Origin of the sequence: Pseudomonas sp. AL03 (genome assembly GCF_029960815.1) — a bacterium.
In the GTDB taxonomy this organism is placed as follows: Bacteria; Pseudomonadota; Gammaproteobacteria; order Pseudomonadales; family Pseudomonadaceae; genus Aquipseudomonas.
In genome coordinates this window covers 157,484-183,152 of record NZ_JASBRE010000009.1, presented here as the reverse complement: position 1 = coordinate 183,152, position 25,669 = coordinate 157,484, and the positions used below count along the sequence as shown (strand labels likewise).

Annotated in this window: 24 protein-coding genes, 1 tRNA gene and 1 pseudogene; 20 read left to right on the top strand and 6 right to left on the bottom strand. The window is 59.1% G+C overall.

What is annotated here, in order from left to right; translation table 11 throughout:
* Positions 1 to 230, top strand: a pseudogene (locus QK293_RS11795) (hypothetical protein); the annotation flags it as partial.
* A gap of 413 nt (positions 231 to 643) precedes the next feature.
* Here the strand turns inward: QK293_RS11795 and QK293_RS11790 are convergent.
* A complete protein-coding gene (locus QK293_RS11790) occupies positions 644 to 2,173 on the bottom strand; it encodes an apoptosis inducing factor family protein (protein WP_282377450.1) in 1,530 nt (509 codons plus the stop codon).
* A gap of 139 nt (positions 2,174 to 2,312) precedes the next feature.
* On the opposite strand from QK293_RS11790, the gene QK293_RS11785 reads away from it, so the two are divergent.
* From QK293_RS11785 to QK293_RS11765, 5 genes are all read left to right on the top strand, one after another.
* Positions 2,313 to 2,873 (top strand): YbhB/YbcL family Raf kinase inhibitor-like protein, encoded by a 561-nt coding sequence (locus QK293_RS11785; protein WP_282377449.1) that lies wholly within the window; start codon positions 2,313 to 2,315, stop codon positions 2,871 to 2,873.
* An 87-nt stretch (positions 2,874 to 2,960) separates the two neighbouring features.
* On the top strand, positions 2,961 to 4,673 hold the full coding sequence (locus tag QK293_RS11780; RefSeq protein WP_282377448.1) for a VWA domain-containing protein: 1,713 nt from the start codon (positions 2,961 to 2,963) through the stop codon (positions 4,671 to 4,673).
* A gap of 1 nt (position 4,674) precedes the next feature.
* Complete coding sequence (locus QK293_RS11775; protein ID WP_282377447.1) at positions 4,675 to 5,241, top strand: RNA polymerase sigma factor; 567 nt, start codon at positions 4,675 to 4,677, stop codon at positions 5,239 to 5,241.
* Positions 5,238 to 5,831 carry a hypothetical protein gene (locus QK293_RS11770; RefSeq protein WP_282377446.1) on the top strand — a complete coding sequence of 198 codons (594 nt, stop codon included), beginning with the start codon at positions 5,238 to 5,240 and terminating at the stop codon, positions 5,829 to 5,831. The genes QK293_RS11775 and QK293_RS11770 overlap by 4 nt, the downstream gene beginning before the upstream one ends.
* A 20-nt stretch (positions 5,832 to 5,851) precedes the next feature.
* Complete coding sequence (locus tag QK293_RS11765; RefSeq protein ID WP_282377455.1) at positions 5,852 to 6,112, top strand: hypothetical protein; 261 nt, start codon at positions 5,852 to 5,854, stop codon at positions 6,110 to 6,112.
* Positions 6,113 to 6,252: 140 nt separating this feature from the next.
* Here QK293_RS11765 and QK293_RS11760 read toward each other — a convergent pair.
* Positions 6,253 to 6,329, bottom strand: a tRNA-Arg gene (locus QK293_RS11760).
* A gap of 349 nt (positions 6,330 to 6,678) precedes the next feature.
* Between QK293_RS11760 and gabD the strand changes: the two genes are divergently transcribed.
* The 3 genes from gabD (at position 6,679) to QK293_RS11745 (ending at position 10,944) form a co-directional block, all read left to right on the top strand.
* Positions 6,679 to 8,121: an NADP-dependent succinate-semialdehyde dehydrogenase gene (gene gabD / locus QK293_RS11755; RefSeq protein ID WP_282377445.1), complete on the top strand. Its 1,443-nt coding sequence runs from the start codon at positions 6,679 to 6,681 to the stop codon at positions 8,119 to 8,121.
* A gap of 183 nt (positions 8,122 to 8,304) precedes the next feature.
* Positions 8,305 to 9,582, top strand: a complete 1,278-nt coding sequence (gene gabT, locus QK293_RS11750; protein ID WP_282377444.1) for a 4-aminobutyrate--2-oxoglutarate transaminase — start codon at positions 8,305 to 8,307, stop codon at positions 9,580 to 9,582.
* 147 nt (positions 9,583 to 9,729) lie between these two features.
* Positions 9,730 to 10,944, top strand: a complete 1,215-nt coding sequence (locus QK293_RS11745) for an HDOD domain-containing protein (protein ID WP_282377443.1) — start codon at positions 9,730 to 9,732, stop codon at positions 10,942 to 10,944.
* Between the two features lie 40 nt (positions 10,945 to 10,984).
* Here QK293_RS11745 and QK293_RS11740 read toward each other — a convergent pair whose 3' ends face one another.
* On the bottom strand, positions 10,985 to 11,974 hold the full coding sequence (locus QK293_RS11740; protein ID WP_282377442.1) for a sensor domain-containing diguanylate cyclase: 990 nt from the start codon (positions 11,972 to 11,974) through the stop codon (positions 10,985 to 10,987).
* A gap of 139 nt (positions 11,975 to 12,113) precedes the next feature.
* A complete protein-coding gene (gene desA, locus QK293_RS11735; protein ID WP_282377441.1) occupies positions 12,114 to 13,298 on the bottom strand; it encodes a delta-9 fatty acid desaturase DesA in 1,185 nt (394 codons plus the stop codon).
* Between the two features lie 147 nt (positions 13,299 to 13,445).
* Between desA and dibA the strand changes: the two genes are divergently transcribed.
* From dibA to QK293_RS11705, 6 genes are all read left to right on the top strand, one after another.
* Positions 13,446 to 15,371, top strand: coding sequence for a phosphodiesterase DibA (gene dibA, locus QK293_RS11730; protein WP_282377440.1), 1,926 nt, complete (start codon positions 13,446 to 13,448; stop codon positions 15,369 to 15,371).
* Between the two features lie 149 nt (positions 15,372 to 15,520).
* Positions 15,521 to 15,703 carry a sulfur starvation response protein OscA gene (gene oscA, locus QK293_RS11725; protein ID WP_282377439.1) on the top strand — a complete coding sequence of 61 codons (183 nt, stop codon included), beginning with the start codon at positions 15,521 to 15,523 and terminating at the stop codon, positions 15,701 to 15,703.
* A gap of 60 nt (positions 15,704 to 15,763) precedes the next feature.
* Positions 15,764 to 16,777: a sulfate ABC transporter substrate-binding protein gene (locus QK293_RS11720; RefSeq protein ID WP_282377438.1), complete on the top strand. Its 1,014-nt coding sequence runs from the start codon at positions 15,764 to 15,766 to the stop codon at positions 16,775 to 16,777.
* Positions 16,778 to 16,848: 71 nt separating this feature from the next.
* Positions 16,849 to 17,667 (top strand): sulfate ABC transporter permease subunit CysT, encoded by an 819-nt coding sequence (gene cysT, locus QK293_RS11715; RefSeq protein WP_282377437.1) that lies wholly within the window; start codon positions 16,849 to 16,851, stop codon positions 17,665 to 17,667.
* Positions 17,668 to 17,679: 12 nt separating this feature from the next.
* Entirely contained in the window at positions 17,680 to 18,552 is an 873-nt protein-coding gene (gene cysW, locus QK293_RS11710) for a sulfate ABC transporter permease subunit CysW (protein ID WP_282377436.1), read from the top strand.
* A 3-nt stretch (positions 18,553 to 18,555) separates the two neighbouring features.
* Positions 18,556 to 19,545 (top strand): sulfate ABC transporter ATP-binding protein, encoded by a 990-nt coding sequence (locus tag QK293_RS11705; protein WP_033058553.1) that lies wholly within the window; start codon positions 18,556 to 18,558, stop codon positions 19,543 to 19,545.
* Between the two features lie 107 nt (positions 19,546 to 19,652).
* Here QK293_RS11705 and QK293_RS11700 read toward each other — a convergent pair whose 3' ends face one another.
* Positions 19,653 to 20,177: an Mpo1-like protein gene (locus tag QK293_RS11700; protein ID WP_282377435.1), complete on the bottom strand. Its 525-nt coding sequence runs from the start codon at positions 20,175 to 20,177 to the stop codon at positions 19,653 to 19,655.
* An 84-nt stretch (positions 20,178 to 20,261) separates the two neighbouring features.
* Here QK293_RS11700 and QK293_RS11695 point away from each other — a divergent pair, with 84 nt between their 5' ends.
* Entirely contained in the window at positions 20,262 to 20,948 is a 687-nt protein-coding gene (locus tag QK293_RS11695) for a Crp/Fnr family transcriptional regulator (RefSeq protein WP_282377434.1), read from the top strand.
* Positions 20,949 to 21,018: 70 nt separating this feature from the next.
* Complete coding sequence (locus tag QK293_RS11690; protein WP_282377433.1) at positions 21,019 to 21,384, top strand: response regulator; 366 nt, start codon at positions 21,019 to 21,021, stop codon at positions 21,382 to 21,384.
* Positions 21,385 to 21,544: 160 nt separating this feature from the next.
* Here the strand turns inward: QK293_RS11690 and QK293_RS11685 are convergent, their stop codons facing one another.
* Positions 21,545 to 22,549 (bottom strand): AraC family transcriptional regulator, encoded by a 1,005-nt coding sequence (locus QK293_RS11685; RefSeq protein WP_282377432.1) that lies wholly within the window; start codon positions 22,547 to 22,549, stop codon positions 21,545 to 21,547.
* Between the two features lie 100 nt (positions 22,550 to 22,649).
* Here QK293_RS11685 and QK293_RS11680 point away from each other — a divergent pair, with 100 nt between their 5' ends.
* The 3 genes from QK293_RS11680 to QK293_RS11670 all read left to right on the top strand — a co-directional run bounded on the left by QK293_RS11680 (position 22,650) and on the right by QK293_RS11670 (position 25,648).
* Positions 22,650 to 23,723, top strand: a complete 1,074-nt coding sequence (locus QK293_RS11680; protein ID WP_282377431.1) for a fatty acid desaturase — start codon at positions 22,650 to 22,652, stop codon at positions 23,721 to 23,723.
* A gap of 350 nt (positions 23,724 to 24,073) precedes the next feature.
* Positions 24,074 to 24,655: an alpha/beta hydrolase gene (locus tag QK293_RS11675; RefSeq protein ID WP_282377430.1), complete on the top strand. Its 582-nt coding sequence runs from the start codon at positions 24,074 to 24,076 to the stop codon at positions 24,653 to 24,655.
* Between the two features lie 60 nt (positions 24,656 to 24,715).
* On the top strand, positions 24,716 to 25,648 hold the full coding sequence (locus QK293_RS11670) for a sigma 54-interacting transcriptional regulator (protein WP_282377429.1): 933 nt from the start codon (positions 24,716 to 24,718) through the stop codon (positions 25,646 to 25,648).
* The last annotated feature ends 21 nt before the right edge of the window (positions 25,649 to 25,669 follow it).

Below are 25,669 nucleotides of genomic sequence, written 5' to 3'. Positions count from 1 at the left end.
GAGGTTGGCCTTTAACCATCTTGTGGGAAGGTTTCTGCGGGATCTTCATTTTCAATACGTTGCTAATCGACGTCCTTGAGCGGTGGAAACTGAATCCGCCGCCAGACCTGCCCTATCCCGACATAATCGAATGGTCAAAGCCACTACCTCCCGAACAGTGGGCCAAACGCTCCCCGGAACTGGAAGAAGCCATAGCCAAACGCGAGGCTGAACTAGTCGCTCACGCCTAGCGAGAGTTAGCTTGAAGGCGAGTATTCGAGGCTGCGGGAATCTGATCAAAACAGCCCACTCAGCCGCGACATGCCACTCCGTCCTTGGCGCAATTTCGTGAAAGGGGTGATGGACGGCCAAAGTATCCCGGACCTTAAACGACGCTCAGGGCTGGGCATGGGCGGCAGTACGCGCTGGCGTGAGCAGTTTTTGTTGTTGATTGAAAAGTTGGGGCACCGTGAACTGTTGCAGTGGATCACCTGGATGCGCAGTCGTCGCAATAACGAAGCGGTCAGTTTTGTGCGTCAGGGTGGGCACCTGGACAAGGCAACGCGCTCTATTTATCCGCAAGGAACGCGAAAGGGTAGGTTTGTTGCCCGCATATGCCGGTAATACATCGTCAGCATTCCAGCCTTGTTGTGAATCATTGCGTCTAGCCAACATCCCGAATCAGTCGCCACGCTTCGTCCACCGGCAGCGGCTGCTTCATCCGTTCGGCGAGCATCGCTACCGCACGTTCTTCATCGCAAGCCACCGCGGCGACCACCACTCCGTCCTTGCCGAACAGCCCGATAAAGGGTGGATGGTCGGGATCGCCTTTGAACTCGAGCTCGTCCCAGGTTTCGGCGTGTCCAAGGTAGTCGTAGTTTTTACCGAAGTGCCAGGTCCAGAAATACGGCACGCCGAGGTAATGCTCGTCGCCGCCAAGCATGTTCATCGCCGCGATCCGCGCCTGTTGCTGTGCCAGGCGCCAGTGTTCGATCCGTTGAGGCTGGCCGTTGAGCGGAAAGGTCGCGATATCGCCGGCAGCCCAAAGCCCATCGGTCACGCGCATCCCGCCGTCGACTTTCAGCGACTGGTCCTTTTCCATGGGCAGGCCGGTGAATGCGCCGGTTGCCGGGCTGACGCCAATGCCGACCAGCACCAAATCCGCCGGTAAACGTTGGCCGTTGTCCAGGCGCACCGCTTCGACCCTGGCGGTTCCTTCGATGTGCGTTGCTTCGCCAGCCGTATGAAACACCACGCCGTTGGCCTCGTGAAGAGCACGAATTGCCTTGCCGACCGCGTCGCCAAACTGTTTGACGAAAGGCACGGCGTGACGCGCCAGAACGGTAACGTCCAAGCCGTATTGACGCAGGGAGGATGCGGATTCCATGGCGATAAAACTGTCGCCGATGATCACCGCTCGTTGGCCTGGTTTTGCCGACTCCAGAATTCGCTGCGCCTGGTCCTTCGAACGCAGCACAAACACCTGCGGCAAGTCGGCGCCAGGCAGCGTAAGAGGATTGGGTGTGCCTCCGGTGGCGAGCAGCGCGGCGTCGTAGCTCAGCGATTGACCGTCGAGCAACTGCAACGTTTTGTTCGCGGCGTCCAGGCTCGCCACTTCACCGTTTATTCGCTCAATGCGCTGTTCGCGGTAAAAGTGTTCATCACGCAGCGGCGGGATTTCTTCCGGCGGCATCTCCCCGGCAATCACGAATTTGCTCAATACCGTACGGTCGTAACCGGCGTCGGTTTCACGGTCGATCAACAGCACCCGGCCACCGAAGCCTCTCTCCCGCAACGCCGCCGCACCCGCCGTGCCTGCGGCGCCGGCGCCTATGATCACAAACGTCCGCTCATCGTCGGCGGGCGGGGTGTGAGCGTCGGACATCGGCTGATCGTCGACCCAGACCTCATCTTCGCGCACCTCTAGGGGATAACGCTTGAGGCTGTCCAAGGCCGGCGGTTCGCACAGCGCGCCGTCCTCGATCCGAAACGTCCCCTTGTGCCACGGGCAGATCAGGCGCCCATGACACAGCGCACCTTCGGCCAGCGGCGCACCGGCATGAGGGCATTCGCCCTGATAGGCGCGCAATTGATCGCCGGCCCGCAGCAGGAGGATTGTGGTGTCCGCGATCCGCACTTCCAGGCCGCGGTCTTCGGGAACGTCGGCGAAACAGGCAACGCGGTGCAGTGCCATCATCACTCTCCAGGCAAGCGTTTCATTTAAGAGTTTGGCGCTTATCCAGAGGTTCAGCCAATTCCCACTGCCACCGAACGAACGGTCCGGCTATAGTTTGCACGCCGACGACGGCCCCACCCGCACAAGGTGCTCCGGTATGACCCGATTGACCTCTCTGACCCCTTGGCTGGCGGCCGTTGCCGTCGCCCTTTGCGTGCAATTTCCGGCGCAGGCCCAGGAGCGTTTCACCTTGAACATCCCAGGTGTCACCGACGATCGATTGTTCACCTCGGCGGCTGCCAGCGATGCGCCCAATTGCGGTGGGCACAATCAGTCACCGGCCTTGAACTGGAACGCCGGGCCGACGGGTACGTTGAGCTATGCCATCGTCATGCACGATCCTGACGGCCAAAAAGGCCAAGGCGTCGATCACTGGGTGCATTACGGCATCAAAGCCGCGACTCATCAGATTGCCGCCGGCGTCGGCGCAAAATCCGCCCTTGAAGGCGTCGGTGGCACCAACAGCAAAGGCACCACAGGTTATGTCGGTCCTTGTCCGCCGGTCGGCGACAGTGCGCACCACTACATCATCCAGCTTTACGCCCTGGACCTGGCCCCGGAAGCTTTAGCTGCCGGCCTGACGCGCGCGCAACTGCTGGAAAAAATCAAAGGCCATGTGTTGAAAAACAGCAGTGTGGTGCGGCGTTATCACCGCTGACGTTTTTTTCAGCAGGTTTAACCCGAATTTACCGGGCTGTCCGTCTCAGAGGATGAATGGATCAATTTCCTCCTGAGGTCAGCCCCCATGTCCCTCCCTCTGCATTTCCTCCGCCCGGCCGCCCAGGGTTTCGCTGCCGGGTTGCTGTTGGCCATTGCCGGTTGCGGCGTTTCATCCAAGCCTGATTCCGCTTCTGTGTCGCCACCGGCTCAAACTGTGCTGAATACCGAGGCGTTGGTGCGCAGCGAGGCTGTCATGGCGGACACCTCGATGGCCAAGCGCAGCGTGCGTCCGGCGCCGACGGCGAGCTATGCGCCGATGTCGGCGGGCGAGGCATCTGCGCAGGGCTATCGGGATGAGCAGCGGGAGCAGTATCAGGCGCTGGCGGATAATCCGATCCACAGCGTGGCCCAAGCACCGGTCTCAACCTTCAGCGCCGACGTCGATACCGGCGCCTACGCCAACGTCCGCCGCTTGCTCAATCAGGGACGCCTGCCACCGGAAGGTGCGGTCCGCCTGGAGGAGATGGTCAATTACTTCCCCTACGATTACGCATTGCCCACCGATGGCTCGCCCTTCGGCGTGACCACAGAGCTGGCGCCGTCGCCGTGGAACCCGCATACCCGATTGCTGCGCATCGGCATCAAGGCCTCAGACCGCGCGGTAGCGGAGTTGGCCCCGGCGAACCTGGTGTTTCTGGTGGACGTGTCCGGCTCGATGGACCGACGCGAGGGTTTGCCGCTGGTCAAAAGCACCCTGAAGTTGCTGGTTGATCAATTGCGCGAGCAGGACAGGGTTTCGTTGGTCGTCTACGCCGGCGAATCGCGTGTGGTGCTGGAGCCTACTTCCGGACGGGAAAAAGCGAAGATTCGCACAGCCATCGATCAATTGGCCGCCGGCGGCTCCACCGCTGGGGCGTCAGGCATCGAACTGGCCTATCAGATGGCGCAGCAGGCGTTTATCCCCAAGGGCATCAACCGCATCCTCCTGGCCACCGACGGCGATTTCAACGTCGGCATCAGCGACTTCGACAGTCTCAAACAAATGGCTGTGGATAAACGCAAGACTGGCGTTTCCCTGACCACGCTGGGTTTTGGTGTGGATAACTACAATGAACACCTGATGGAACAGTTGGCCGATGCTGGCGACGGCAACTATGCCTACATCGACAACCTGCGCGAGGCGCGCAAGGTGCTGGTGGATCAGCTCGGCTCGACCCTCGCCGTCGTGGCGAAGAACGTGAAGCTGCAAGTGGAGTTCAACCCGGCACAGGTCAGTGAGTATCGGCTGTTGGGGTATGAGAATCGTGCGTTGAAGCGTGAGGATTTCAGCAACGATAAGGTCGATGCCGGTGAAATCGGCGCAGGGCATACGGTGACGGCGTTGTACGAAATTGTGCCCAAGGGTGAAAAGGGCTGGCTGGAGCCGCTGCGGTATGGCACTCCTGGGGCCGCTGTTTCCGATAAGTCTGGGGAATTGGCGATGTTGCGAGTGCGATATCAGTTGCCTGAGGGTGGGAGTAGTCGCTTGATCGAGCGGTCGATCGTCAACGGTCAGGTCGGCAAAGCCAGTGATGACTTGCGATTTGCGGCGGCCGTGGCGGCGTTTTCCCAGCAGCTCAAGGACGGGCGTTATACCGGTGATTTCAGCCTGAAAGACACGGAAGCCTTGGCCCGTGGTGCGCGGGGCGAAGATCGATTCGGTCTGCGCGCAGAGTTCGTGCAGTTGGTGGCGTTGGCGCAGAGCCTGCGAACCACGACCGCATCGAATAGTGAGCCGCTTAAGGGAGGCTACAACTGATATGTCTGCGCCTGAACCGAGCGACGAATCGCTGCTGGCCCGTTATCGCGCAGGCGACGGGCCGGCGTTCGAGATTTTGTACGCTCGTCACCGCCAAGGGCTCTACCGATTCCTGCTCGGCTTGAGCGGTAAATCCGAACTGGCCGAAGAGGTTTACCAGGAAACCTGGTTGAGCCTGATCCGCAGCACCAGTCAGCCACAAGGCCGGGCGAATTTTCGTACCTGGCTTTACCAGATTGCCCGCAACCGACTGATCGATCACTGGCGCAAGCACGGAATCCACAATCCCTTGCACGACAGCTACGACGAACAGATCCACGCGTTGAGCGATGACGCTGCCGACCCCGAACAACAGCTGAGCCTTAGCCGCGACAGCCAGCGCCTCGAAGCGGCCCTGCAAAACCTGCCCGCTGACCAGCGCGAAGTGTTCCTGCTCCGCGCCCACGGTGATCTCGACCTGCCGCAGATCGCCACCCTCACCGAAACACCGCTGGAAACCGTCAAAAGCCGCTTGCGCTACGCCCAGCAAAAACTGCGTCGGCTGCTGGCCGAGGAGGTACTGACATGACTGACGCCAAACAGACACCGGAAGACCAAGTGCTACAGCATTACCGCGAGCATGCGGCTGGCGAACCACCGTCCCATCTCGACGCTTTCATCCTGGCCACAGCGCAACGCGAAGTCCCTGCGCAGAAACCAGGTCTGTGGAGACGCTGGGTTCAGGCCTGTCAGAAACCCCGTTGGCAGGTTGCATTTGCCAGTCTCGTCGGCGTGGCCCTGATGCTTGCACTGGTGCAGCGTGCACCGGACCAAGCACCGAGTTATGACTTCGCTCCTGCACCCAAAGCGTCCGCACCGGTCGCCAAAAAAGAAGCTGCAGAAGCACCCCCTTCGGTTGCTCGCTCGCTGGCTGCGCCTTCCGGCGCGATGTCCGCCCCCGCGCAGAGCGAATCGATCAATGCCGAAATGGCCGATGAAGCCAAGGTCAGCAAGCGTGCAGCAGCTCCAGCGAAAACCCTGGATGAGCAATTGCGTGAAGTGATGCGCCTGCAAAAGGCCGGTCAGACGCAAGCCGCCGATGCGCTGTTGAAGACATTGCACAAGCGTTTCCCTGACGAAAACCTCACGGCCCGACTCAAGGCGTTGCAGAAAAAATGAAGGACACAGCGGTCGCCAATTTGGCATCGACGCCTGAAAGCGCGCACTATCGGCCCATAGCCGATGCGTTGGAGGAAGCCATGGCGAAAAAAATCGACCGCATCGCCCAAATGCTCAACTGCCCGGTGAAGGGTCAGGAATTACGACGGGCTGTTACTGAGAGTCGTAAGGAGTTTCTGCTGGCGAAGCAGGCAGAAGCGCTTGAGGAAGACGTTCTTGATGAAGAGGTTGAGGACGAAGAGGATGATGAATACGACGAGTTTGATTGGACGACTGAATAAACAACCGCATCGGCGGTTTTTTTCAGGCTCAGTTGTTCGGTTAAACCGAACAACTGCACCCAGCGCCCGTCCTGAGGCTTTAACGTCACCCACAAAAAAGCCCCAGACCCTGCGGTCTGAGGCTTTCTCGTTTCTACGTATGGTGCACCAGGCGGGATTCGAACCCACGACCACTGCCTTCGGAGGGCAGTACTCTATCCAGCTGAGCTACTGGTGCAATGCGGGCGCCATGATACTCATATGCACTGCGGGCGTCCATGCTGCTGAATCGCCTGCGGTTTTCCGAAGCGTACCCTGTGTTTGCTACGTTGATCAGAAAAATTAAGCTAATGCGGCGTTTTCGTTCTTTTTTTCGAACAGGCTATTGTCCTTTACCCCCTTTGATCCTAGGATTCGTTTGAGATTTCAAACGCTCTTGTCTGGGTGCTGAACCGCACGAGTTTCAATCAGTGCGCTATTTATGTGCTTCAGCCCGGTGAATGATTTCCCTGACGGCAGCCTATAAGGCGCCTTTCAACAATCATAATTCGCTCCGCGCGTGCGCGGTGCTGTTAAGGAAAGCCGACATGCAGCTTAAAGACCCCCAGTTGTTCCGCCAGCAAGCCTTTATCGATGGCGCTTGGGTTGATGCGGACAATGGTCAGACGATCAAGGTCAACAACCCGGCAACGGGCGAAATTCTCGGCACCGTGCCGAAAATGGGCGCTGCCGAAACCCGCCGTGCGATCGAAGCCGCTGACAAAGCGCTGCCGGCCTGGCGTGCACTGACCGCCAAGGACCGTGCGAACAAGCTGCGTCGCTGGTTCGAACTGATCATCGAGAACCAGGATGACCTTGCTCGCCTGATGACCCTGGAACAGGGAAAGCCGTTGGCCGAAGCCAAGGGCGAAATCGTTTACGCCGCTTCCTTTATCGAGTGGTTCGCCGAAGAAGCCAAACGCGTCTACGGTGATGTGATTCCGGGCCACCAGCCAGACAAGCGTCTGATCGTGATCAAGCAGCCAATCGGCGTGACCGCTGCAATCACCCCGTGGAACTTCCCGGCCGCGATGATCACCCGTAAAGCCGGCCCGGCTCTGGCCGCCGGTTGCACCATGGTGCTCAAGCCTGCTTCGCAAACTCCATTCTCGGCATTCGCTTTGGCTGAACTGGCCCAGCGTGCCGGCATTCCAAACGGTGTGTTCAGTGTTGTGTCCGGCAGCGCCGGCGACATCGGCAGCGAGCTGACCAGCAACCCGATCGTGCGCAAACTGTCCTTCACTGGCTCGACCGAGATCGGTCGTCAGCTGATGGCCGAATGCGCCAAGGACATCAAGAAAGTCTCCCTGGAATTGGGCGGCAACGCGCCGTTCATCGTGTTCGACGACGCGGACCTGGATAAGGCCGTCGAAGGCGCGATCATTTCCAAGTACCGTAACAACGGCCAGACCTGCGTTTGCGCCAACCGTCTGTACATTCAGGATTCGGTCTACGACGCGTTCGCCGAGAAGCTGAAAGTGGCTGTGGCCAAACTCAAGATCGGCAACGGTCTGGAAGAAGGCACCACCACTGGCCCGCTGATCGACGAAAAAGCCGTGGCCAAGGTTCAAGAGCACATTGCTGATGCGATCAGCAAAGGCGCAACCGTTCTGGCGGGTGGCAAGGTCATGGAAGGCAACTTCTTCGAACCGACCATTCTGACCAACGTGCCGAAGAACGCTGCCGTGGCCAAAGAAGAAACCTTCGGTCCATTGGCTCCGCTGTTCCGCTTCAAAGACGAAGCCGAAGTGATCGCGATGTCCAACGACACCGAGTTCGGTCTGGCTTCGTACTTTTATGCTCGCGACCTGGGTCGTGTGTTCCGTGTGGCTGAAGCCCTGGAATACGGCATGGTCGGCGTCAACACCGGGTTGATCTCCAACGAAGTCGCGCCGTTCGGCGGCATCAAGGCGTCGGGCCTGGGCCGTGAAGGCTCCAAGTACGGCATCGAAGATTACCTGGAAATCAAATACCTCTGCCTGGGCATCTAAGTCCGGCAAGGCATTGCTTCAAGCGGAAAGGGCACGAGAGCGCTGACCCTTTCTGCGCTTCAAACGGAATTTTCTCTGTGGCCGGGAACGCTGTGGCAGTCGATCATCGCATGCTGCCGTAGTTGTCTCCCCGCCGCATTTTCCTTGAACCACGCCGCCCGATGAGCGGTGAATGAGGACTCTATGAGCAAGACTAACGCATCCCTGATGAAACGCCGCGAAGCCGCTGTACCACGCGGTGTTGGCCAGATTCACCCGATCTTCGCCGAGTCCGCGAAGAACGCCACCGTGACCGACGTTGAAGGTCGCGAGTTCATCGACTTCGCCGGCGGCATCGCCGTGCTGAACACCGGTCACCTGCACCCGAAAATCATCGCCGCCGTGACTGCGCAGCTGAACAAGCTGACTCACACCTGCTTCCAGGTGCTGGCTTACGAGCCGTATGTAGAGCTGTGCGAAAAAATCAACGTCAAGGTGCCAGGTGATTTCGCCAAGAAAACCCTGCTGGTGACCACCGGTTCCGAAGCCGTCGAAAACGCCGTGAAAATCGCTCGTGCCGCCACTGGCCGTGCCGGCGTGATCGCGTTCACCGGCGCTTACCACGGTCGCACCATGATGACCCTGGGTCTGACTGGTAAAGTCGTGCCGTACTCGGCCGGCATGGGCCTGATGCCAGGCGGCATCTTCCGCGCGCTGTACCCGAACGAACTGCACGGTGTGAGCATTGACGATTCGATCGCCAGCATCGAACGCATCTTCAAGAACGACGCTGAGCCGCGTGACATCGCTGCCATCATTATTGAGCCAGTTCAGGGCGAAGGCGGTTTCTACGTCGCGCCTAAAGAGTTCATGAAGCGTCTGCGCGCTCTGTGCGACCAGCACGGCATCCTGCTGATCGCTGACGAAGTACAGACCGGCGCGGGCCGTACCGGCACCTTCTTTGCCATGGAACAGATGGGCGTTGCTGCCGACCTGACCACCTTCGCCAAATCCATCGCTGGTGGTTTCCCGTTGGCCGGTGTGTGCGGCAAGGCCGAATACATGGACGCCATTGCTCCAGGCGGCCTGGGCGGCACCTACGCCGGTAGCCCGATCGCTTGCGCCGCGGCGTTGGCCGTAATGGAAGTGTTCGAAGAAGAGCACCTGCTGGACCGCTGCAAGGCTGTTGGCGAGCGTCTGGTCACTGGCCTGAAAGCCATCCAGGCCAAGTACCCGGTCATCGGCGAAGTCCGTGCCCTGGGCGCGATGATCGCGGTCGAGTTGTTCGTCGACGGCGACAGCCACAAGCCGAACGCTCCTGCAGTGGCATCGGTTGTGGCCAAGGCTCGCGACAAGGGTCTGATCCTGCTGTCCTGTGGCACTTACGGCAACGTTTTGCGCGTCCTGGTACCGCTGACTTCGCCGGACGAGCAACTGGACAAGGGCTTGGCGATCATCGAAGAGTGCTTCTCGGAACTTTGATTTAAGTTGCACTGATTTTGTGACCTGATCGACAAAAAAACCCGCTTCGGCGGGTTTTTCGTGTCCGCGGAACACATCGATGGCAAATGCGCTGTATCGAATGGCCAGCATTGACTAAGGTGCAGGCGCTACCTTTGGAGTGTGTAAATGATTGCTGTGGTGTTACCCGCTGCACCGCGTGTGCTGATTGCCGAGGCCGACCCCTGGTCCCGCGACCTGCTCAAGCAGGTTTTGTTGAATGTGCGCTGCGACGCACGGCTGGATCTGTGTGCTGATGGGCAGGAAGCGCTGCACCTGTTGGCGGAGAACCCTTACGACCTGGTGATCGTCGACTGGGAGTTGCCCGGCGTCGATGGTTTGAATGTCTTGCGCAGTATCCGTCAGCGTAAACGCAACCCACCGCTGCCGTTCATTTTGATGAGCAGTCGCAACGACAGCGCCAGCGTGCGGGAAGTCTTGCCCCTTACGCCTGCGGCGTATCTGACCAAACCCCTGAACATGGAAAATCTGACTCACCGTCTGCAGGATTTGCTGCTGAACGCCGGTGAAGAGGTGTCTTGCGAAGCGCCTTCGCTGGCGCCAGGCATGACCTTGTCGGTTTACCTGGAACGTCGACGTGAGCTGGCCGACGGTGCGCCACTGATGACCGACGTACAGTTGGCGGTCAAACGCAGTCTCAATCCCAACGGCCTCGATCTGACATTGCTGCATGACGAGATTCGTACTGATCCGCAGATCACCGCCGTGCTGATCGCCGCCGCCAACAGCGCGGCCCAGCACCATGGCACCGCCGTACAAACCCTGTCCCAGGCATTGCACCGCCTCGGCACCGGGCAAAGCATGAACCTGATTCTGGGACTGGCCCTCAAGCGCAGTGCCCGCCTCAGCGATTCGTTTCTGGCCGACTATGCCGAGCGCTATTGGGAGTTATCGCTGCGCACCGCCGAATATGGCCGGACCTTGGCGCGCTTGCTCGATCTGGATCAGGAGCGCTGTTATTGCGCCGGTATGCTGCATCGCCTCGGCGACCTTGCGCTGTTGCGGTGTTTGCAGGAATGGAAGCAGGCCGGTGGTGAGCTGGATGAATGGGAGGAGGTCGGCGAAGCGCTGGCCGAATTCGGTGCGGCCTATGGTTCGGCGCTGCGTGCCCGCTGGCGCCTGCCGCTGGAGCTGCGAGAGCTGATTGCGGCGGTCTACCAGTTCGGTGGTGGGGTTTACTCCCGCGAGGCGCTGCTGATGAACATGGCCGCCCAATTGGCGCGTCTGACCGAGCATGAAGGCATTGAGGAGCTGGCGAAGAGCCGGACGGCGCGGTTGCTCAAGATCGGATTGCCGGAATTGATGCGTTTGCGCAAAAAGTGAATAGATTGTTCCCATGCAGAGTGGGAACGATCCAAATAACTCAACCGGAGATGATGCGGTTCTTGCCCTGGCGTTTGGCTTCGTACATCGCCGCATCCGCGCGGGCAAACAGGCTGTCGACGCTTTCGTCCGCAATGGTGAGGCTGGTCAGGCCCTGGCTGACGGTGATGCCGAACGTCTGTTCGTCATGGGTGAAGCTTAATCGCTGAATCTCCCGTTGCAGGCGCTCGGCCACCTGCATGGCCATGTTCGGCGCGCAGCCGGGAAACACCGCTGCGAATTCCTCACCGCCAATTCGCCCGAACACATCACCGCGACGCAACGCCGCGCGACCGCTCTCGGCGATCCGCTGCAGCACGTTGTCGCCCTCCAGGTGGCCGTAGGTATCATTGATCACTTTGAAATCATCGATGTCCAGCAGCAGGAACGCCAGCGGCGTGCCTTGGAGCCGTGCCTGTTCGAATTCACGGTGGGCACATTCGAAGAAGTGTCGGCGGTTGCTGCTCTGGGTCAGCACGTCGGTGGTGGCCAAGCGTTGTAGCTCGGTTTCCATCTGCTTCTTGTCCGTAATGTCTTCGGCAATGCCGACGATGATCACGGGGTGCCCCGGCTCGGCCTGGCGGTTGATGAAGCACTTGTCACTGAGCCAGCGGACCTGGCCGTCGGCGGCAATGATTCGGTACTCGCGGTCTTCAACGGCGCCTTGGACCAGCACTTCGGCCAGGCTGCGTTCGGCATAGTCCAGGTCGTCGGGGTAAATGCTGTCGCGCCATTGGTTGTAGTCGGACAGCAACAGGCCTGCGGAGCGGCCGAAAATCCGTTCATACGCGGGGCTGACATAGAGCACCTGACGGGATTCCCAGTCGAAGGCCCAAAGCACCGCGTTGACGCTCACCAGCAGAGCGCTGAACAGCTGCTCGCGTTCGCTCAGGCGCGCCACTTCGCCCTGTGCATGCATCAGCGCCAGCAAGGTTTGCGCGGCCTCGGGCCACTGCGGTAGGGATGAGTCCTGTAGGTTTTTATTGACCATCGACACAAAGTCTCAAAGGGCGTGTGCCGTTCGAGGTTCGAAAGCGGCCCGCCTGGATGGCGAAGTGTCTTTGAGATAGGGGATTTGGAGCTAAGTTCCGAAGGGTGCGCCCACGAACGGGGCGCACCGATCAACGGCGTCAGACAGCGGCGGGGCGCAGGGAGTAGGTTTTCAGCTGATCGGCGAAGTCGCGCAGGGATTGAATCCCGCTGGCTTCGGCTTCGTGTACCCAATCCTTGATGGCGGCCAGCATATCGTGACCATTTGAGCTGGTCTTGACCCAGATCTGCTGCAAGGCCAGGCGTTTCTCGTAAATTACCTTCAGCGCCTGACTGTGCTCGAGCATGGTCTGGATGCGAAGGTGGTGTTTGTCATCCAGCAGGCTGGTTTCTCGCGAGAGCAGGCGCTTGGCACGGTGGAACTGGTGACGGACCGAGTGATCGACCTTGTCCAGCTCTTGTTTGACCAGCGGTGCGATCACCAATTTGCGGTACTGGGCCATGATCTGGAAGCGGTTGTTGAGGATCGCCATGGCGGTGTCCATGTCCAGGTTGCCTTTGCCTTCGACCCGGTGAGCGATTGGCGCAACCCGCTGAACCTTGGCCAGATGCAGGAAGCTGAAGACCTGGATCCAGGCCCAGCCGAGATCGAATTCCCACTTCTTCACCGACAGTTTTGCCGAATTAGGGTAGGTGTGATGGTTGTTATGCAGTTCTTCGCCGCCGATCAGGATGCCCCAGGGCACCAGATTGGTCGCCGCATCGCGGCATTCGAAGTTGCGGTAGCCGATAGCATGGCCAAGCCCATTGACCACGCCGGCGGCCCACACCGGGATCCACATCATCTGGATGGCCCAGATGGTGATGCCAATGGTGCCGAACAGCAGCAGGTCGATGACGCCCATGATCGCCACGCCCAGCAGCGGAAAGCGGCTGTACAGGTTACGTTCGATCCAGTCGTCGGGGCAGTTCTTGCCGTAGATGCGCAGGGTCTCGGGGTTTTCCGCTTCGGCACGGTACAGCTCGGCGCCTTTGCGCAGAACGGTGGAGAGACCCTTGATGACCGGGCTGTGCGGGTCATCGACGGTTTCGCATTTGGCGTGGTGCTTGCGGTGGATAGCGGTCCACTCACGGGTGTTCTGCGCCGTGGTCAGCCACAGCCAGAAGCGGAAGAAATGTTTCAGGCCAGCATTGAGCTCCAGGGAGCGATGGGCTGAATAACGATGCAGATAGACCGTGACGCCAATAATCGTCACGTGGGTCATCAGCAGGGTGACTGCCACCAGTGACCAGGGCGACAAGCCGAGAAAACCTTCGTACCACATAGGCTATTGGGCCCTCGATAAAGAAAAAAACAGCCGTTGCATTATCACTAAGCTCACAGATAAAACCAGTCGCCCTTTCAGATAAGAGTGGCTGGATGTTTCTTTAAACTATAATTCCATCCTTTTTGAAGGGACATGGACAGCCGAATGTCTGCTACCTATCGCGATGCTTTGCGCGCAGCACTGCTTTACCTTCTGGTTTCCGTAGCTTGGCTGCAGTTCAGTGGCCATTTATTGAACAGTTTCTTCGATAGCTCAGCAGCGCTAATGCGCTGGCAACTGATCAACGGTTATGCCTGGGTGGTGTTCAGCGCCGGGTTGATTTTCCTAGCTCGGGCGCGATTGTTCCGTTGCCTGGGGATCGGCGCCAAGTTGCGTGAACGCGCCGAAGACCGCGAGCGTTTGCGTCAGGCGGCCGCGGTGTTCGATTGCACCCGTGAAGGGGTGCTGGTCACTGATTGCAAAGGCTTGATCGTTCATGTGAACCGGGCCTTCATGGTAATCACCGGCTATCAGCGTGAGGAAGTGCTGGGTCAGCGGCCCAGTTTGTTCAAGTCCGGTCATCACCCGCCGGCTTTCTACCAAGCGATGTTCGCGACACTCAACAGCATGGGCGAGTGGAGTGGGGAAATCTGGAACCGCCGCAAAAGCGGCGAGATTTACCCGCAGTGGCAAACTATCCGCATCATTCACGACGACCGGCAGCGGGTTAGCCATTACGTCGCGGTGTTTTCCGACATCAGCGCGATCAAGAATTCCGAGCATGAACTGACGCATTTGGCTCATTACGATCCGCTGACCGATCTGCCTAACCGCCTGTTGTTTACTGATCGCGCCGAGCAGGCACTGGCTGCAGCGCAGATTCACAAGCGCGGCTGCGCGTTACTGTTGATCGATCTGGATCACTTTAAAATGATCAACGACAGTCTCGGGCATAGCATTGGGGACCAGTTGCTCAAGGGCGTGGCCGAGCGTTTAAAAGCGATGGTCGTTCCGGGAATCACGCTGGCGCGCCTTGGCGGTGACGAGTTCGCCGTGCTCGCTGAAAACTGTCTGCAAATGGTGCACGCTGCGGCGCTGGCTCAGCGGATCATCGATGGCCTCAAAGAGCCGTTCCAGATCGACGGGCATCAGTTGTTCGTCAATATCAGCGTCGGCATCAGCCTATTCCCCGACGACGCCTTGAGCTCCGAGCAGCTGTTGCGCAATTCCGACTCGGCGCTGTTCAAGGCCAAGAGTGCTGGCCGTAACGGCTACGCCCTCTATACCGAAGAATTGACCGCCCATGCCCAGCAGCGGGTCGAGACTGCATTCGAATTGCGCCGTGCGCTGGAGCAGCAGGAGTTGCGGGTTTACTACCAGCCAGTTCACGACCTCAAGACCAGTCGCCTGATCGGCGTCGAGGCATTGGTGCGCTGGGAGCATCCACAGCGAGGGTTGGTGTCGCCGGCAGAATTCATTCCCATTGCCGAGCGCACTGGTCTGATCGCCGAAATTGATGCCTGGGTTATGCGCCAGGCTTGTGAGCAGATGTGCCAGTGGCAGCAGGCCGGGGAGGTGTTGTCGTTTGTCGCGGTGAATGTTTCTTCTCGATTGTTTGCCCGCCGTGAGCTGTTTCAGCAGGTGGCGAAGGTGCTGCACGAAACCGGGCTGGATCCTGCCTGTCTGGAGCTGGAAGTCACCGAGAGCGCTGTGATGGATGACCCGGAAATCGCGCTGGAGCAAATGCACAGGTTGCGTGAATTAGGTGTACGGCTGGCCATCGATGACTTCGGCACGGGGTATTCGTCGCTGCTGCGCCTCAAGCGATTGCCGGTACAGAAACTCAAGATCGATCAGGGTTTCGTTGCCGGGTTGCCGTGGGATGAGGATGACGCGGCGATTGTGCGGGTGATCATTGCGCTGGCCCAGAGCATGGGGATGCAGGTTCATGCCGAGGGGATCGAGCAGGTCGAGCAGGCGAGTTTCCTGCTCGAACACACCTGCAATCTGGGGCAGGGGTACTGGTTTGGACGGCCAGTGCCGGCCGGGCAGCTGGAGTGGGATCGTGTTCCACAGATTCTCCAGCACTGATCGTTCCCACGGTGGAAATGTTCAGTATTCTGGTTATATAAACATTCTTAAATAGTCTTTTTAAGAATATCCGCGCTTATCTACTATTGCTCTCACGCCGTAAGCAGTCCCGCCACTGCCAGGCAATCTCTAGTCGAAGGAGCAGCACCATGAGCGCATCCCTATGTAGCGTTGACGGCCAGGACGAATCAACCATTTTGCGTGAGATCCAGAGCGCCTTGCGCGACCTGCGTTTTGGTGCGGTGGAAATCACCGTGCATAACGCCCAGGTGGTCCAGATCGAGCGCAAAGAGAAATTCCGTCTGCAGAGCCCGAGCAACAAACCGAGCTAAAAAACCGGCAACCCGATTCCAGAACACCATAAGAAAATCAGAATTTCAGGAGCTTTCACCATGTCGTCGATTCGTCATTTGGCTTTGGCCGCCCTGGCCAGTGCCCTTTTTGCGGGTTCCGCGGTTGCCAAGGATTACGAACTGCTCAATGTGTCGTACGACCCGACTCGCGAGCTGTATCAGGACTACAACGCCGAATTCGTCAAGTTCTGGCAGAAGGATCATGCGGGCGACAGCGTGAAAATCCAGCAGTCCCATGGTGGATCGGGCAAGCAGGGCCGTGCAGTAATCGACGGCCTGCGCGCCGATGTGGTGACCCTGGCCCTGGCCGGTGACATCGATGAAATCGCCAAACTCGGCAAGACCCTGCCGGCTGACTGGCAGAAGCGTCTACCGGAAGCGAGCACGCCTTACACCTCGACCATCGTATTCCTGGTGCGCAAGGGCAACCCTAAAGGCATCAAGGATTGGGGTGACCTGGTCAAAAACGATGTGTCGGTGATCACGCCGAATCCGAAAACCTCTGGCGGTGCGCGCTGGAACTTCCTCGCGGCCTGGGCCTATGGTCTGAAAGCCAACGGCGGTAACGAAGCCAAGGCCAAGGAATACGTGCAAACCCTGTTCAAGCACGTTCCTGTGCTGGACACCGGCGCTCGCGGTTCGACCATCACCTTCGTCAACAACGGTCAGGGCGATGTGTTGCTGGCTTGGGAAAACGAAGCGTTCCTGGCCCTGAAAGAAGACGGCGGCGCTGACAAGTTCGAAATTGTGGTGCCTTCGCTGTCGATCCTCGCCGAACCTCCGGTAGCCGTGGTGGACAAGAACGCCGAGAAAAAGGGCAACACCGAAATCGCCGAAGCGTACCTCAAGCACCTGTACAGCCCGGCCGGTCAGGACATCGCGGCGAAAAACTTCTATCGTCCTCGTGACAAGGACGTGGCCGCCAAGTACGCCAAGCAGTTCCCGACCCTGGACCTGGTGACCATCGACAAGGACTTTGGCGGCTGGAAAACGGCTCAACCGAAATTCTTCAACGACGGTGGCGTGTTCGACCAGATTTATCAGGCGCAATAACCTGAAATAAGCCATAAAACGAGCCTCGAATTGCCATTCGAGGCTTTGCGCGTTCTCAACCAAGGACTTTTATGTCGCGTCGTATCTCCCCCGTCATACCCGGCTTCGGGCTGACGCTGGGCTACACCTTGGTGTACCTCAGCCTGATTGTGCTCATTCCACTGGCGGCGATGTTCGTCCATGCCGCCCAACTCACCTGGGATCAGTTCTGGGCGATCATTTCGGCGCCTCGCGTGCTGGCGGCATTGAAGCTGAGCTTCGGCACTGCGCTGTGCGCCGCGATCATCAACGGCATCATCGGCACGCTGCTGGCCTGGGTGCTGGTGCGCTACACCTTCCCGGGGCGCAAGATCATCGATGCAATGATCGATCTGCCGTTCGCGCTGCCCACTGCCGTGGCCGGTATCGCACTCACCGCGCTGTACGCCCCTAACGGTTTGGTCGGTCAGTTCGCGGCGGACCTGGGTTTCAAGATTGCGTATACCCCCCTCGGCATCACGCTCGCACTGACGTTCGTTACACTTCCATTCGTGGTACGTACCGTACAGCCAGTATTGGCCGATATCCCTCGTGAGGTGGAAGAAGCGGCGGCGTGCCTCGGTGCAAAACCGTTGCAGGTTTTCCGCCATATTCTGGTGCCAGCGCTGCTGCCGGCCTGGTTGACCGGTTTCGCGTTGGCCTTTGCCCGCGGGGTCGGCGAGTACGGTTCGGTGATTTTTATCGCCGGCAACATGCCGATGAAAACCGAGATTCTGCCGCTGCTGATCATGGTCAAACTCGACCAGTACGATTACACCGGCGCAACGTCCATTGGTGTACTGATGCTGGTGGTTTCTTTCGTCCTGTTGCTGCTGATCAACTTGCTGCAGCGACGCATCGAAACCCCATAAGGAGGCGCGAAAATGTCCCAATCGTCTATTAGCGCCGCTTCCTCGGCCAACGCTGCCCGCCGTGGCAGTGCCACTTCGCGGCGAATCCTGATCAGCCTTGGCTGGCTGATTTTTGCGCTGTTTCTGTTGCTTCCACTGTTTATCGTGGTGTCCCAGGGCCTGAAGCTTGGCCTCGGTGCGTTCTTCACCGCGATCTTCGAACCCGACGCGTTGTCGGCCCTGAAACTCACGGTGATCGCCGTGCTGATTTCAGTGCCGCTGAACCTGGTGTTCGGTGTCAGCGCCGCGTGGTGCGTGAGCAAGTACTCGTTCCGCGGCAAGAGCATGCTGGTGACGCTGATCGACCTGCCGTTTTCGGTGTCGCCGGTGATCGCCGGTCTGGTCTACGTGCTGATGTTCGGCGCCCAGGGTCTGTTTGGCCCGTGGCTGCAGGACCACGACATCCAGATCGTCTTCGCCTTGCCGGGCATCGTGCTGGCGACGATTTTCGTCACGGTGCCGTTCGTGGCGCGCGAGCTGATTCCGCTGATGCAGGAACAAGGCACCCAGGAAGAAGAGGCCGCGCGTCTGCTTGGGGCCAATGGCTGGCAGATGTTCTGGCACGTCACCGTTCCCAATATCAAATGGGGCCTGATCTACGGCGTGGTGCTGTGTACTGCGCGGGCGATGGGTGAATTCGGTGCGGTGTCGGTGGTTTCCGGGCATATTCGCGGGGTGACCAACACCCTGCCGCTGCACGTCGAGATCCTCTACAACGAATACAACCACGTGGCCGCGTTCGCCGTGGCGAGCCTGTTGCTGATCCTGGCGCTCTTCATCCTGCTGCTCAAGCAGTGGAGCGAATCTCGAATTAACCGCCTGCGCGCCAGCGCTGCGGAGGAATAAGTCATGTCGATCGAAGTGCGTAACGTCAGCAAGAATTTTCACGCGTTCAAGGCGCTGGACAACATCAGCCTGGACATTCAAAGCGGCGAACTCGTGGCGCTGCTTGGCCCGTCCGGTTGCGGCAAGACCACGCTGTTGCGAATTATCGCCGGTCTCGAAACGCCGGATCAGGGCAGCATCGTGTTCCACGGTGAAGACGTCTCCGGCCACGACGTGCGTGATCGCAACGTCGGTTTCGTGTTCCAGCACTACGCGCTGTTCCGCCACATGACGGTGTTCGACAACGTCGCGTTCGGCCTGCGCATGAAGCCGAAAAACCAGCGCCCGAGCGAAAGCCAGATCGCGGTGAAGGTCCACGAACTGCTGAACATGGTGCAACTCGATTGGCTGTCGGATCGCTACCCGGAACAACTCTCCGGCGGTCAGCGTCAACGTATCGCGTTGGCCCGCGCGCTGGCGGTGGAACCGAAAGTCCTGCTGCTCGATGAACCCTTCGGTGCCCTCGACGCCAAGGTCCGTAAAGAACTGCGTCGCTGGCTCGCGCGCCTGCACGAAGACATCAACCTGACCTCGGTGTTTGTGACCCACGACCAGGAAGAAGCGATGGAAGTCGCCGACCGCATTGTGGTGATGAACAAGGGTGTGATCGAGCAGATTGGCTCACCGGGCGACGTCTACGAAAACCCGGCCAGCGATTTTGTTTATCACTTCCTGGGCGATTCGAACCGGCTGCATCTGGGCGAAGACAATCACGTGCTGTTCCGTCCGCACGAAGTGTCGCTGTCACGTCATGAGCTGGAGGATCACCACGCGGCCGAGGTGCGGGATATTCGTCCATTGGGCGCGACGACGCGAGTGACGTTGAAGGTCGAAGGCCAGAGCGAATTGATCGAAGCTGAAGTGGTGAAGGATCACGACAGCCTGATCGGGCTGGCGAAGGGCGAGACGCTGTTCTTCAAACCGAAGGTCTGGCAGAAAGTCGCCAACATCTAAAGCAAAAGCTTCGCGAGCAGGCTCGCTCCCACAGTGGACCGGTGTTGAACACAAAATATGTGGCTAACCGGAAACCCTGTGGGAGCGAGCCTGCTCGCGAAAGCGATCTACGCCGCTGCGTTTTTCTGACGCAGACGCACCACCCCCACCCGCGTCTCGATCTGCTCTTTCAAGTCATGCCGCAACCCCAGCAAAAATGCCAACTCAACCACCACAAATAACGGCCCGACAATCAACCCCGTCACGTCATCGACAAACGCCGGCTTGCGGCCTTCGTAGTGATGACCGACAAACTGAATCGCCCAACCCACCACAAACATCCCGATGCCACTGGCAAGCCAGACCAGCGTGCTTTGCTGCGCGAGCACATGACCCAGCCAAACGCAAAGGCCCAGCAACACCGTCATCAGCACGCCCAACCGTCGCTCCAATCGCAGATAAAACCACGCCGAAGCCAGCGCCAAAAGCACCGCCGGTGACACCCAAACCCCGGCCAGCGGCCATTCGGGCCGTGACAGCAGCACCGCAACCGCGACGACGATCAGCGGAATACCGATAAAGTGGGTGGCAATATTGCGCGGGTCACGGTGGTAGGCGGCGTATTGACTGAGATGGTCGACGAGGCTTTTCATTGTTGTTCCTCCTGTTGGGTGATGGATCATGCCCCGGGCCCACATCTCGCTCTGTCAGCCAGGCGACAATCTCTAGGAGTTTTCATGGATAAGCAGGTCTGGCGTCCACGCCTGATGAGCGGCCAGTGGTTCAGCCATTTACCTGCTCCCTTGCAGGATAGTTTGCTGGCCGCCGCCAGGGTGCGGCGGTTGTCGCCGGGCCAGCGGCTGTTCAAGCGCGGCGATCCTGCGTGCGGCCTGTACGCGGTGCTCGAAGGTTCGGTGCGCATCGGCGCGGTGAGCGAACAGGGCAAGGAGGCGTTGCTGAGCCTGGTAGAGTCGCCCCACTGGTTCGGCGAAATCTGCCTGTTCGATGGTCAGCCGCGTACTCATGATGCATTCGGTCTGGGCCATTGCACCCTGTTGCACATCCCGCAAACCGCACTGCTGGCGTTGCTTGATGAACAGCCGGTGTACTGGCGGCAACTGGCATTGCTGATGAGCCAGAAACTGCGCCTGACTTTCATCAATCTTGAACAGCTGAGCCTCATGCCAGCCGCCGCTCGACTGGCTCATCGCCTGCTGATGATCGCCGAAGGTTATGGCGAGATCGATCCGCCACGACGGGTGCTGCAACTGCCTCAGGAGCAATTGGCGTCGATGTTGTCTCTGTCGCGCCAGACCACCAATCAAATTCTCAAGGACTTGCAGGGGCAGGGGGTTGTGAATCTTAAGTACGGCGAGATCGAGATTCTGGATGCGGAGCGGTTGCGGATGCTGGCAATTATTTAAAACCCGGCGTTAGTGGTGGGCTTTGGACGCGAAGGCGCCTAGCCTGTGATGACGACAATTGAGGTGTGCCATGCGTGTGCTGTTAGTGGAAGACGAACCCGAGATCGCCAAACTTCTGGCCAAGGGCCTGAGCGAGGCAAGTTATTCGGTGGATGTGGCGCTCAATGGTATGGACGGCCGGCGCTTTATTGAGTCCGGCGAATATGAGCTGATCATCCTCGACGTCATGCTGCCAGGGCTCAACGGCTGGCAGTTGCAGCAACAGATCCGCAAGCTCGGTGACACGCCGGTGCTGTTCCTGACCACCAAGGACGGCATCGAGGATCGCCTGCGTGATCTGGAGTTGCATGAGGAGGATTACCTGCTCAAGCCGTTTGCTGTGAGTGAACTGGTGAAGCGGGTGCGCAAGTTGTTGCGGCGGGATCGGGGGCGCTGAGGCGTTTCTGGAGTGCCTAGTCTGGCCTCATCGCGAGCAAGCTCGCTCCGACATGGGTTCTGTGGTGTTCACCGATTTTCGTATCCGTTGGAGAACAAATAATGTGGGAGCGAGCTTGCTCGCGATGAGGCCGGACGAGGCAACACAGCTTCCGGATCTGTCACCGCAACCCATCCCGAAACTGCCCGGGTGTCATCCCCGTCCAGCGCTTGAACGCGCGGCTGAAGCTGCTCGTATCCGCAAATCCCAGCAGGTAGCTGATCTCGCTCAACGAGCATTGCGGATCGCGTAAATGCAGCAGCGCCAGATTCTCGCGGCTTTCATTGAGCAATGTATCGAATCGGCAACCCTCGTCTGCCAGATGCCGTTGCAGGCTGCGCAAACTCAGGTGCAGGGCCTGGGCGATGTGTTCGGCGCTGGGCTCGCCTTCCGGCAATTGTTCCTCAATGGCGTCGCGAACCTTACGCTCCCAGGTCAGCGGTTTGAGTTGGGCAAGGGTGCGTTTGAGCACGGCTTCGTTGTGCTCGGCCAGTTCCGGGTTGGCGTCGTCCAGGTGGCTGTCGAAGTCCACGACGGCGAATTCCAGTCGGTCTTCATCGGCGGCGAAGTACACCGGTGAGCGGAAGACTTTGTGCCATTGATGCGGATCCGCCGGTTCCGGGCGGCGCAGGTACACCGCCAGCGGGGCGTAATCTCGGCCCAGGCGATTGCGGCAAGTGCGTACGTAAATCGCCGTGAAGGCATCGATGGCTTCGAAGGCGGGGGGCGGATTGCCTGGCGGGATTTTCAGGCGGAAGTGGTAGCGGTCCTCGGCGCGGGTCAGTTCCAGTTCCAGGGCGTCGCTGACCACTTGGTGATAACGCACGATGCGCTCGAACACTTCTCGCAGACTGCCGCTGGCCACCAACGCATAACCCAGCGCGTGAAACGTGGTGGGGCTGACGAAGCGCGATACCCGCAAACCAATCGCCGGGTCGCCGCTGACTTGCACCGCGATTTCCCACAAACGCGTGGTGCCCGACAACGGGTAACGGGCGTTCGGGTCATCCATCAGTTGCGGATCGAGCCCCGCCTGTTGGCACAGGGCGGTGCTGTCGAGGCCCAGCGCATCGAGTTGCTTGCGCAGGGCGCGGGTCCAGCTGGCGAGGGAGGTCGGTTCAGTCATGCTGATTGGCGCTTCCGGTCAACAGATTGGCGTTCACGGCTACCGCTTTGCGAGGGTTCACAAGGCAGGATGCGAACATCAATAACCAGAGGATGGAAGCATGCACGGTACTTCTGCAAGTCCCCAGCGACTGAATGCAGCACAACGATCAGCGCATATTCGTGAAGTGGTGCTGGCCAAGGGCGTTGAACTGCGTCAGCGCTACCCGACTCTCAACCATCAGGACGTTATGGGCGCGGGCATTCTGGCCTTCGCTCTGGTCGGCATGATTGGCTCGGCGACGCTCTACATGACTGGGCACATGGCGTGGTGGGCATGTCTGTTGCTCAATGCGTTTTTCGCCTCGTTGACTCACGAGCTGGAACACGACCTGATTCATAGCATGTACTTTCGCAAACAGCGCGTGCCGCACAACCTGATGATGGGCTTGGTGTGGCTGGCGCGGCCGAGCACGATCAATCCATGGATTCGCCGGCATCTGCACCTCAATCACCACAAAGTCTCCGGCACCGAGTCCGACATGGAAGAGCGCGCCATCACCAACGGCGAGCCGTGGGGTTTCGCGCGGCTGTTGATGGTCGGCGACAACGTGATGTCGGCGTTCATTCGTATGCTACGGGCCAAGATCTGGGCTCACAAGATCAGCATCATCAAGCGCGCCCTGAAGGTCTACGCGCCACTGGCGCTGGTGCATTGGGGGGCGTGGTACCTGTTTCTCGGCTTTCACGCGGCTAACGGCATCGCTCATCTGCTGGGCACGCCCATCGAATGGTCGGCGACCACGTTGTCGGTGATGCACGTCATCGATATCGCGGCGGTCGTGATCATCGGGCCGAATGTGTTGCGTACCTTTTGCCTGCATTTCGTCAGCTCGAACATGCACTACTACGGTGATGTGGAACCGGGCAACGTGATCCAGCAGACCCAAGTGCTGAACCCGTGGTGGATGTGGCCGTTGCAGGCGTTCTGCTTCAACTTCGGCAGCAGCCACGGCATCCATCATTTTGTGGTGAAGGAACCGTTTTACATCCGTCAGATGACCGTGCCGGTGGCGCATAAGGTCATGCGCGAGATGGGTGTGCGGTTCAATGATTTCGGGACGTTTGGGCGGGCGAACCGATTTGTGCGCAAGGAAGCGACAGCACCGCAGGAGGTGCGTGCCGCCCAGGTTTAGTGGATGTACCCGGAAACTCAAACGCTGGTCATCAATTTGACCCAAAGGGACGCTACGTTATGACGCAAGGAGTGATTGATATATGCGATTTTGGCCTAATAAAGTAATTAAATATTCCTTTATTAGATAACCGTTTCAACCAATCATCGCACCCAGTGATGTTGATCAGCGCTAGCAGATTTTGAGTTTCCGGGGCCGTCTCCTTGGCAGGGTGCGGTCCCTTTTTTTGCCTGTACCAAACTGCTGCATATTCTTTATAGATCTTAATAAATACCTTCTTATTCCTTAACGAATATAACTCTCCTCCCTATACTGGCTCAGGAACAGACACGCAGCAGGAGAGTTTCCCCATGCGCAACGAATCAATTCGCTACCTGATTGTGCCGGGCTGGCAAGGGTCGCCAGAAGATCATTGGCAAAGCCATTGGCAGGACAGCCTGCCGAACAGCGCGCGGGTGGAGCAGGCCGACTGGCTGACGCCGCGCCGTGAAGACTGGGTGGCGGCGCTGGCCGAGGCGATTGCCGCCGACAGCACGCCGGTGATCCTGATCGCCCATAGCCTGGGTTGCATCACGGTCGCGCATTGGGCTGCCAGTGCGCCCGTGCAGTTTTTGCGTCAGGTCCGCGGCGCCTTGCTGGTCGCCCCTGCGGACGTCGAGCGTGCGGCCTGCGCACCGGCTCTGCGCAACTTCGCACCGATTCCGACCCACCTGCTGCCGTTCCCGAGTCAGGTTGTCAGCTCCGACAACGACAGCGCCGTGAGCACACCGCGGGCGTTGGAACTGGCACGTAACTGGGGCGCCGAGGCGGGGATTTTGTCGGGTGCCGGGCACATCAATGTGAAGTCCGGTCACCAACGCTGGGAGCAGGGTTTTGCTTATCTCTATCGCCTGCAAAACCGAATGGAGCACCACGCCCTGCGACGTGCTTAAACCATTTCTTTCTTTTTAAAATCGCCCCCGTCTCCCAGCGGTTTTGGGCGGGAGTCTGCCATGAGTTTTGAAGCCTTCGGTCAGCCGCTGCTGACGTTCCCCGACGCAGAAAAAAGTCCTCTGAGCATTCGCGCCAAGGCGCTGGTGTTTGTCGATCCGCGTTCGCGTCAGTTGCGCCAGGCGCTGGAGCTATTGGCGCCGCGCTCGATCTCGGTGTTGATCCGTGGCGAAACCGGCAGCGGCAAGGAGTTGCTCGCGCGGCACATCCATCGTGCGAGTGATCGCGGCGGGTTGTTCGTGTCGGTCAACTGTGGCGCGATTAGTCCGACTTACGCCGATGCGGAATTGTTCGGTTATGCCGCTGGCAGTTATAGCGGATCGGCCAGCAGTCGCGCTGGCTGGTTCGGTTCTGCCAACGGCGGGACGCTTTATCTGGATGAAATCGGCGACCTGCCGCTGCCGATCCAGATCAAATTGCTCGCGGCGCTGGAAAACCACGAAGTCACTCGTGTAGGCGCTCATCAACCCAGCCCGGTGGATGTGCGCCTGGTGGCGGCTACCAGCATCGACCTGGCCCAAGCGGTGGCCGCCGGAAAATTCCATGAGCGTCTCTACCACTACCTCAGCGAAGGCCAGCTCGAACTGCCGGCCTTGCGTGAACGGGTGGGCGATATTTTGTCGCTGTCCGAATATTTCCTCGGCATCTATAGCCAGCGCCTGGACCTGCCGGTGCCGCTGATCAGCGAAGCCGCGCAGCATTTGTTAGAGCAACACAGTTGGCCGGGCAACACCCGGGAGCTGGAGAACGTCATTCACTTTGCGTTGTTGGTCAGTACCGGCGATGAGATTTTGCCGGAGCATTTGAATCTGCCTGAAGCGCCCACCTCGCTGGCGCAGATCGAGCGGCAAGTGGCTCAAACGATCAAAAACGGCAGCGCTGCAGAGCGATCTGCACTCAAGCATTTGCTCGAAAGCCTGACACAGACGCTATAGCGATCTGTATGAACAAAATGG

Bases quoted from the DNA above. Each gene is read 5' to 3' on its own strand.
- desA (WP_282377441.1), bottom strand. From the start codon at position 13,298: ATGTGGTACGAAGGTTTTCTCGGCTTGTCGCCCTGGTCACTGGTGGCA.
- QK293_RS11705 (WP_033058553.1), top strand. From the start codon at position 18,556: ATGTCGATCGAAGTGCGTAACGTCAGCAAGAATTTTCACGCGTTCAAG.
- gabD (WP_282377445.1), top strand. From the start codon at position 6,679: ATGCAGCTTAAAGACCCCCAGTTGTTCCGCCAGCAAGCCTTTATCGAT.
- QK293_RS11670 (WP_282377429.1), top strand. From the start codon at position 24,716: ATGAGTTTTGAAGCCTTCGGTCAGCCGCTGCTGACGTTCCCCGACGCA.
- QK293_RS11700 (WP_282377435.1), bottom strand. From the start codon at position 20,177: ATGAAAAGCCTCGTCGACCATCTCAGTCAATACGCCGCCTACCACCGT.
- cysW (WP_282377436.1), top strand. From the start codon at position 17,680: ATGTCCCAATCGTCTATTAGCGCCGCTTCCTCGGCCAACGCTGCCCGC.
- QK293_RS11685 (WP_282377432.1), bottom strand. From the start codon at position 22,549: ATGACTGAACCGACCTCCCTCGCCAGCTGGACCCGCGCCCTGCGCAAG.
- cysT (WP_282377437.1), top strand. From the start codon at position 16,849: ATGTCGCGTCGTATCTCCCCCGTCATACCCGGCTTCGGGCTGACGCTG.
- QK293_RS11720 (WP_282377438.1), top strand. From the start codon at position 15,764: ATGTCGTCGATTCGTCATTTGGCTTTGGCCGCCCTGGCCAGTGCCCTT.
- QK293_RS11775 (WP_282377447.1), top strand. From the start codon at position 4,675: ATGTCTGCGCCTGAACCGAGCGACGAATCGCTGCTGGCCCGTTATCGC.
- QK293_RS11740 (WP_282377442.1), bottom strand. From the start codon at position 11,974: ATGGTCAATAAAAACCTACAGGACTCATCCCTACCGCAGTGGCCCGAG.
- QK293_RS11770 (WP_282377446.1), top strand. From the start codon at position 5,238: ATGACTGACGCCAAACAGACACCGGAAGACCAAGTGCTACAGCATTAC.
- QK293_RS11780 (WP_282377448.1), top strand. From the start codon at position 2,961: ATGTCCCTCCCTCTGCATTTCCTCCGCCCGGCCGCCCAGGGTTTCGCT.
- QK293_RS11695 (WP_282377434.1), top strand. From the start codon at position 20,262: ATGGATAAGCAGGTCTGGCGTCCACGCCTGATGAGCGGCCAGTGGTTC.
- QK293_RS11680 (WP_282377431.1), top strand. From the start codon at position 22,650: ATGCACGGTACTTCTGCAAGTCCCCAGCGACTGAATGCAGCACAACGA.
- QK293_RS11675 (WP_282377430.1), top strand. From the start codon at position 24,074: ATGCGCAACGAATCAATTCGCTACCTGATTGTGCCGGGCTGGCAAGGG.
- QK293_RS11785 (WP_282377449.1), top strand. From the start codon at position 2,313: ATGACCCGATTGACCTCTCTGACCCCTTGGCTGGCGGCCGTTGCCGTC.
- QK293_RS11745 (WP_282377443.1), top strand. From the start codon at position 9,730: ATGATTGCTGTGGTGTTACCCGCTGCACCGCGTGTGCTGATTGCCGAG.
- dibA (WP_282377440.1), top strand. From the start codon at position 13,446: ATGTCTGCTACCTATCGCGATGCTTTGCGCGCAGCACTGCTTTACCTT.
- QK293_RS11690 (WP_282377433.1), top strand. From the start codon at position 21,019: ATGCGTGTGCTGTTAGTGGAAGACGAACCCGAGATCGCCAAACTTCTG.
- QK293_RS11790 (WP_282377450.1), bottom strand. From the start codon at position 2,173: ATGGCACTGCACCGCGTTGCCTGTTTCGCCGACGTTCCCGAAGACCGC.
- gabT (WP_282377444.1), top strand. From the start codon at position 8,305: ATGAGCAAGACTAACGCATCCCTGATGAAACGCCGCGAAGCCGCTGTA.
- oscA (WP_282377439.1), top strand. From the start codon at position 15,521: ATGAGCGCATCCCTATGTAGCGTTGACGGCCAGGACGAATCAACCATT.